The organism is Hydrocoleum sp. CS-953, from assembly GCF_002260545.1.
Taxonomy (GTDB): Bacteria; Cyanobacteriota; Cyanobacteriia; order Cyanobacteriales; family Microcoleaceae; genus Trichodesmium.
In genome coordinates this window covers 1-7,901 of record NZ_LGSU01001203.1, presented here as the reverse complement: position 1 = coordinate 7,901, position 7,901 = coordinate 1, and the positions used below count along the sequence as shown (strand labels likewise).

The following is a 7,901-nucleotide window of genomic DNA, read 5'->3' as shown; positions in this document are numbered from 1 at the left end:
CAGTTATTCCAATCCTTTCCTATATTAGTTTTTGGCTTGTTTGCTGAAAAAATACTCAAAAAATTTAGGTTGCAAATTGTCAAATTAGGTGTAGAATTTGCGACGAGAGTGCAACTTTTACTAATCAAGCAAAATATAATTTCTAATGTAACATTGTAAACTCATCATTAAAGAAATAGTATATATAGACAAATTAACTAAATTGTGATATAGAGAAGGGAATAATGCTTGAGCTGTGTGTAAATCAATTCTCACGCCTTCCTCAAAGGGTGGAAATTAAATTACAGCAACGCTTAATCACTAAACCAGTCTCTAAAACTGTCAAACTACTTTGGTGCGTAGGCCATTTATAGCAATGTGCGCTAGCATATTTACAAATTGCAGGGGGTGTCCAAGCAGCTCAAAGCTTTATATTATTGGAAATTTATTCTCACTATTGCTTGTTTTATGTTCCCTGTTCCCTGCCCGCAGCGCTATAAAACTTAGAAGCCTGAAAAAAATATTTAAGACTTAATATTATCTGTCTTTTTTTGCAAAGCAAAGAAATAACTGTAGTCTTGATTATTCCTTAAAAGCAGACTAATTTAAGTCTAGATTTATTTAGTAATCCATACTTCAATAATATGGCTAAACGATAAATCTAAAGTCGTAACCAAAATTTAGAATATGGTGCCGATGGAAAAAATGTTATTAAGGTTATGTTGAGCAAAGTCAAGTTAGGTATTACCTAGCTTATTCCAAATTGGTGTGAGGATTGGTAAAAATATGAAAAAACTTATCTGGAACACTTTTAAACACAGTCCTAGTGTTTTTAGTGTGGCCTTATTAATGGCAGGCTCGGCGATCGCTGCTGAGACTCCTTTACAAAATGTAGGAACCGATGAAGGTTCTGTAAATCAGAACTTAGCCCAAGGTCCGATTGAGATTGCTCAAGCTTTTGATAGTCGGCCAATGCCAATGGATGACCCCTCACTGGCACCAGTAGGGGTATCAGATTTGGATAATGGAGAGTACATGGATCAGGTGACATCCGTGACTCAGTTATCTGATGTACAACCTACCGACTGGGCCTTCCAAGCTCTGCAATCCTTGGTAGAGCGTTATGGTTGTATTGCAGGTTATCCTGATGGGACTTACAAAGGAAATCGGGCAATGACCCGTTTTGAGTTTGCCGCAGGTTTGAATGCTTGTTTAGATAGAATCACAGAATTAATTGCTGCTGCAACTACGAATTTAGTAACTAGGGAAGACCTAGCCGTTTTACAAAGATTACAAGAAGAGTTCGCTGCAGAATTAGCTGCTTTACGGGGACGAGTTGATTCTCTAGAGGCCAGAACAGCAGAATTAGAGGCCAATCAATTCTCTACTACAACAAAACTAAATGGTGAAGTATTGTTCTGGTTGAGTGATACCTGGGGAGAAAGAGCTGCAGGTCGTGGAGTAGCAAAGAGTGATGAGGACAAAACGGAGACTTCTTTTGCTTATCGGGTTCGTTTAAACTTTGATACCAGTTTTACTGGGAAAGACCGTTTGAGAACTCGTTTACAAGCTCGTAACGTTCCGAATTATAGCGATCGAGATTTGACGAATACTTTGATGACTCGCCTCGCTACAGATGATGATTTAGATGACGATTTTGAACTTGATAAGTTGGCCTATCGTTTTCCTTTACTAGATGGTAAAGGTGAAATAGAATTAGCGGCTAATGGCTATGGTCTTGACGACTTCATTGGACCTATTACACCTTTTGATAGTAGTGGTAGTGGTTCAATTTCTAGATTTGGACGATTTAACCCTATTTACTATCGTTCTCCTTCTGATACTGGTGTTAAATTTGCTTACGCCTTTAATGATGCAATTCAGTTAACTGTAGGTTATGCTGCACCAGATGCAGAAGACCCTCGAGAAGGCAGAGGTGTTTTTAATGGTGGATTTAGTGGATTTGGCCAGTTTACAATTGAACCAAATGAAAATCTAGCTTTTCAAGTAGGTTATGTTCGTACCTTCCATCCCAAAAACGATGTTAACCTAACTGGAAGTACAGGTAGTTTTAAAGCCAGAGATCCTTTTGATGGCACACGAACTAGCGCAGATAGCATCAACTTTGAGGCTCAATGGAAAATTACTGATGGCTTTCAAATAGGTGGTTGGGCTGGTACATTATTTGCTCGGCCTGAAGATGACAGTGATACAGATGATATCACCATTCTTACTGGTGCTTTGACCTTAGCTTTCCCAGACCTACTCAAAGAAGGTAGTTTGGGTGGTATTATTGTTGGTGTACCACCGATTGTTACTGATGGTGGTGATGATGATGATTTGAAAGACGATGATACTTCTATACATATAGAGATACTTTATCGCTTCCAAATGAATGACAATATTGCCATTACTCCTGCTTTATTTGTGATTACTAATCCTAATCACATTGAGGATAATGATACTCTCTGGGTTGGTTCGGTGAGAACTCAATTCAGATTCTAGATTTTTGGCTTGAGGGTAGAAAATTAAATAGCAGTTGTAAGCATTCAGTCGTTAGTAGTAAGTAGTTAGCCAGAGAGTAACTCAGATGCAAGGAATGCTTACCTGTTTTATTCATACATCTCCTTTGGTGTAGCGTCCTAGTTTCTCATTAACTGATAGGTGAATGGTGAATAGTATAGCGCTACTTGAATCGGGAATAGGGAATAGGGAATAGGGAACAGTAGACTGTTAAAGGGTTCCAGGATTTATAACTGTCCTAACCTTAATTCGTAGTGCTATAGTGAGTCTTGAATATACCAGACCTTAATTCTGAAGATTTTTTCAAGACTTTGATTATTGAATTGTTCATTACCTAATAAATTCCTTAACTACTGTTATACCCCTTATATCAAATCCAGATAATTACTATAGCCTGCGTCATTGCGACTGCAACGGAGTGAAAGGTTTGCGGAGCATTCCGGAACGGATAGCAATCTCGTGGGACTCCTGAGATTGCTTCCTATCGTCGCAATGACAAGTTTTCAATCGGATTCTATATTAGCTAGTCTCTAGGAGTGCTAATTAAAAGTTGAGGGGTTATATCTAGGGATTTTTTTCAAATTTTCAACTTATTGGTCATTAAAAACTTAAGAATATCTCAATTTATATCAAAAATCCTAATATTCAAGATAGTTGCACTATGCTGCAAGAGGTGCTAACCTGTCTGGTAAAAAAATATGACTGTGCTTAGTTTGTATAACCCTTTAACAAAATAACTTACTTGGGGATGGTTCTGATGGATTTGTTAGATGTATATGTCTGATTCTATCTTTGCTAGGATAGGCTTCGGGTAAAAACTACTAGGAATATTTCCATATTATCTAGCATGAACTATATTTGCTTATTTCATAGTATCTGCTTAGAAAATTGAGGAACTTAATCCCCCAGTAATGGATGTAATTTTCATTTTTAATGATAATGGATAATTACCTCTGGCATAAACTGTAACTGAATTGAATATAAGGAATTCTGATTAATTGATAATGAACAATGAATAATGGAAAGTGGATCATAAAAACTCTCTTCTTATATCAATATATACATTGAAACGGAGAGGCAATAAAGCCGAATTGATTAATTATCAATTATCCATTATCCATTGGTAAATAGCTATTTAAAAGTTAAACTTAGCTGAAAGTTAAACTTAGCTTATAGAACTATAAATCTTAAAAAATCAATTGGAACAATCAACAGTTCAATCTACTCTAAACAGTAGAGTTGTTGATAAAAGGCATAATAGTTTCCTAGTTTAATTAAAAGGTGTGAGGAGAGATCGATAAATGACAAAAATAATCTTGAACGTTCTTAAGCAAACTCCTGGTACGTTCAGTCTAGCTGCCTTATTAATCGCTAATTCTGCTTTAGCTAATCAGGTTTCTGTAGAACAACTGGCTAATGCTCAAAATACTAATACTAATACTACTAATACAACTACTCAGTTACCTGTAGAAGCCCAAAATGATGCTGCTTCAGAAGAGGTAGAAGTACCAGGAGATAGTCGCTTGCAAAAACTGAAAGACCCCTCCTTACAAATTCCAGGATCTGAGTTAGAACAAGCTGACCCTATGGGACAGGTAACATCTGTGTCTCAGTTGTCAGATGTACAACCCACTGATTGGGCTTTCCAAGCTTTACAATCTCTAGTAGAGCGTTACGGTTGTATTGTAGGTTATCCAGATGGTACTTACAAAGGAAATCGGGCAATGACCCGTTATGAGTTTGCAGCAGGTTTAAATGCTTGTTTAGATAGAATTACAGAGTTAATTGCTGCTGCAACTGCAGATTTAGTAACTCGTGATGATTTAGCTGTCCTGCAACGACTGCAAGAGGAGTTTGCGGTAGAACTAGCAGAGTTAGGTGGTCGTGTTGATGCCCTAGAAGCCAGAACTGCAGAACTTGAAGCCAATCAATTCTCTACAACTACTAAGCTTAATGGTGAAGTTCTCTTTTGGCTGACTGATACTTGGGGAGAACGAGCAGGAGCGCGTGGGGTAGCAAGCAGCGAAGATGATAGAACTGAAACTGCATTAGGTTATCGGGTTCGTTTAAACTTTGATACTAGCTTTACAGGTGAAGACCGCCTCAGAGCTCGTTTACAAGCACGAGATATTCCTAACTGGAGTAGCCGGGAGCTAACTAATACCCTAATGACTAGATTGGGTACAGATGAAAGTGACCCTGACGATACAGTGGTTCTTGATAAACTAATTTATGAGTTTCCTGTTGGTGAGAAATTTAAGGTAATTATTGGTCCTCAAGGACTTGAAGTTGATGACTATCAGACTATCTTATCTCCGTTTGAGAGTAGTGGTTCTGGTGCTACTTCAAGATTTGGACGATATAACCCTACTGCCTATCGTGGACCTGATGATGGAGGTCTAGTTGTTCAATACCAGCCTGGTGAAAAATGGCAAATTAATAGTGGTTATATAGCTGGAGAACCAGAAAGTCCAAGAGAAGGCCAAGGTTTATTTAATGGCGAACATAGTGCTTTTGGTCAGATTGCATTTGAACCTAATCCAGACCTCGCTTTTACAGTGAACTATGTTCGCAAGTATTTTATTAAGGATGAAGTTAATGTTACTTCCAGTACAGGAAGTTTCCGAGCGCGAGATCCTTTTAATGGCAGACGAACTACTGCTGATAATATTGGATTTGAAGCTCAGTGGAGGCTAAACGATCATGTCCAAATTGGTGGCTGGTTTGGTACTACCTGGGCGCGTCCTGAAGATGGTAACAATGATGATGATGATGATATCACTATTATTAATGGAGCGTTTACAATTGCATTTCCTGACTTATTTAAAGATGGTAGCTTAGGAGGAATTATTGTTGGTGTACCACCAATTGTTACTGATGGTGGTAATGATGACAATTTAAAAGATCCTGATACCTCTGTACATATTGAAATTTTCTATCGTTATGCAGTTAATGACTTTATAGCCATTACACCTGGTTTGTTTGTGATTACTAATCCAAATCACAATGATAATAATGATACTCTCTGGGTAGGTAGTTTGAGAACTCAATTTAGGTTCTAGAAATACAAGTTAATTAACTGTACATAAAAGTAGGGAAGAAATAAATCATCTTTTTCCCTTACTTTTTTTATATTAATACTAAATCCGGTTTAGACAGAAGCTTTATTCTGAAGATTGATCAAAGTAGGGGTTTGGTCGCCAAACCCCTACAGAGGACTAATATCATGTCCGGATAATTAGGGCTTGCTGATTAAAGATAAAAGCATTAACAGATAAAAGTTTTAGCCTTTAATGGTCTTTCATGCATTACAAGGTTTTCGTTCTAAGGGACTCAAAAAGTTAGGATTTTAGGTTGTACTAATGGCTGAAAATCAAGGGATAAGTCTTGCTCCTGTCTCCTCTAAATTACCCATTCCTCCTGACTCCTGACTCCTGGCTCCTGACTCCTACCCCTACCAAAAAGACTTTTTTAGCAAACCGTAATTAGTGATGAAAAAATTTTCTGTTTCCTATTATCCTGTATCATCCCTGTTGCCTGTTGCCTGTTGCCTATTCCCTAGCGCTACGCGCTATAACTGATAACTGATTCAAGGCATACGCCAAACTTTGATTGTTTGATCTAGACTGCCACTGACTAAAGTTTTGCCATCGGGAGTAATAGCAAGAGAACTTATTGTTTCTGAATGACCAAAAAATGTCTGTAATTTTTCTTCGGTAATTGTATTCCAAATAGTAATTTTGTCACCACCACTAACTATTGTTCGGCTATCAGCACTAAAAACAACAGCTTTAACTGCACCTGCTTTAACTGCATCTGTAGTTGGTGTAATTATACTTTCCTCTTCTCCTGTATACAAATCCCAGATTCTAATGGTTCCATCTTCACTCCCACTAGCTAAGGTTTGATTATTTGGACTGATGGCGATAGCATTAACTGCCTGGGTATGTCCTTCTAAAGTTTGTCTGCGAATACCTGTACTCAGATTCCACAGTCTAATAGTACCATCTTCACTACCGCTAACTAAAATGGTGCCATCCCGGCTAAAGGCTAGAGCTTTTACTTCATATTCCTTATCTGGTATACGAGTAAGTATTCGACTACCTGTTTTGAGGTTCCACAACTTCATTAAGCGATCGCTACCAACACTTGCTAATGTCTGTCCATCAGGACTAATAGCAATTGAATTTACTTGACCATCGTGAGCTGGAATCTCTTTTGATAGATTACCACTTTTGATATCCCATATCTTAATATTTTTGTCTGCACTGCCACTTACCAATATTTCACCATTAGGACTTATTGCGAGAGTAGTTATTTTATCTGTATGAGCATCTCGAATATTCCTTTTTAGTTCCCCAGTTTTGAGGTTCCAAATTTTGATGGTATTTAAGCTACCACTGACTAAAGTTTGACCATCTGGTGTTAGGGCGATCGCATTTACTTCTCCGAGATAACCATTTAAGTTTTTTTGTAAAAATCGACTACTGTTTAAACCTCGCAATAAAAAAACTGGATGACTAGGAAACATTCCGTAGCGCCAAAAGCCATAAAATTGAGAACTTGCTGCTGCTAATAGTAACATTGTCAACCCTACTATTAGGTTATTTATGAACTTAATTCTTGACTTAATTTTTGACTTATTAGATATTTTTGTACTTGTTTTTGTTTTGAATTTTGTCTTAACTTTATGTCTAGTTTGAGTTTTGTCTGTTGGTAGTTTTGTATTTTCTCTACTTGAACGACCTGGTTGAGCAGGAGTAGAAATACGAGAATTATCAGTTGGACTATTTTCTGTGTCTAGTTCTGCCAGACACTGCAAAATTATCGCTGGCCTTTGAGGTCTATTGCCAGGAGTCAATGCCATTAAATAATCTATGATTTTTTTAAATTCTGTTGATACTTGAGGGGCATATTTGTGCCATTGAAGCTTTCCAGAGCGTGGATTTTCTGGAAAAGCTGTTGGGGGTTTACCTGTTAATAAATAGACAAAAGTACGTCCTAAAGCAAAAAAATCTGATTGAGGTACTGCTTTGCCATTGCTTTGCTCTGGAGCTGTATACCCTGGTGAGACAATCCCTGTAACATTTTGGCCTTGACCTACTTTCACCAAGTAGGTATCTGATACCTCTCTCACAGTGCCAAAGTCTATCAGCACCAACTGGCCATTTTTCCTCCGCATGATATTGTGGGGCTTAATATCCCGATGGAAATAATTCTGCTGATGAACTTTGTCCAATATTGTCGATAATTGTGTTAGCCAATCTACTGCTTGAGTTTGATTTATTGGCCTATGGCGACGACTTTTCATCCAATCCATCAAATTGGAGCCGTCAATAAATTCCATTACTAGGCAGTGTAGAGGCTCTTCACTGTCTGCTGGGAAGAATGTAAAATAT

General features: G+C 37.8%; 3 protein-coding genes. 2 read left to right on the top strand and 1 reads right to left on the bottom strand.

What is annotated here, in order from left to right:
* Positions 1-765 precede the first annotated feature (765 nt).
* Complete coding sequence (locus AFK68_RS19915) at positions 766-2,484, top strand: iron uptake porin (RefSeq protein ID WP_094674448.1); 1,719 nt, start codon at positions 766-768, stop codon at positions 2,482-2,484.
* A gap of 1,319 nt (positions 2,485-3,803) precedes the next feature.
* Entirely contained in the window at positions 3,804-5,564 is a 1,761-nt protein-coding gene (locus AFK68_RS19910; RefSeq protein ID WP_168186563.1) for an iron uptake porin, read from the top strand.
* A 527-nt stretch (positions 5,565-6,091) separates the two neighbouring features.
* On the opposite strand, the gene AFK68_RS19905 is transcribed toward AFK68_RS19910, so the two are convergent.
* On the bottom strand, positions 6,092-7,901 hold a 1,810-nt coding region (locus AFK68_RS19905; RefSeq protein ID WP_143438062.1), incomplete at its 5' end, for a WD40 repeat domain-containing serine/threonine-protein kinase.

Bases quoted from the DNA above. Each gene is read 5' to 3' on its own strand.
- AFK68_RS19915 (WP_094674448.1), top strand. From the start codon at position 766: ATGAAAAAACTTATCTGGAACACTTTTAAACACAGTCCTAGTGTTTTT.
- AFK68_RS19910 (WP_168186563.1), top strand. From the start codon at position 3,804: ATGACAAAAATAATCTTGAACGTTCTTAAGCAAACTCCTGGTACGTTC.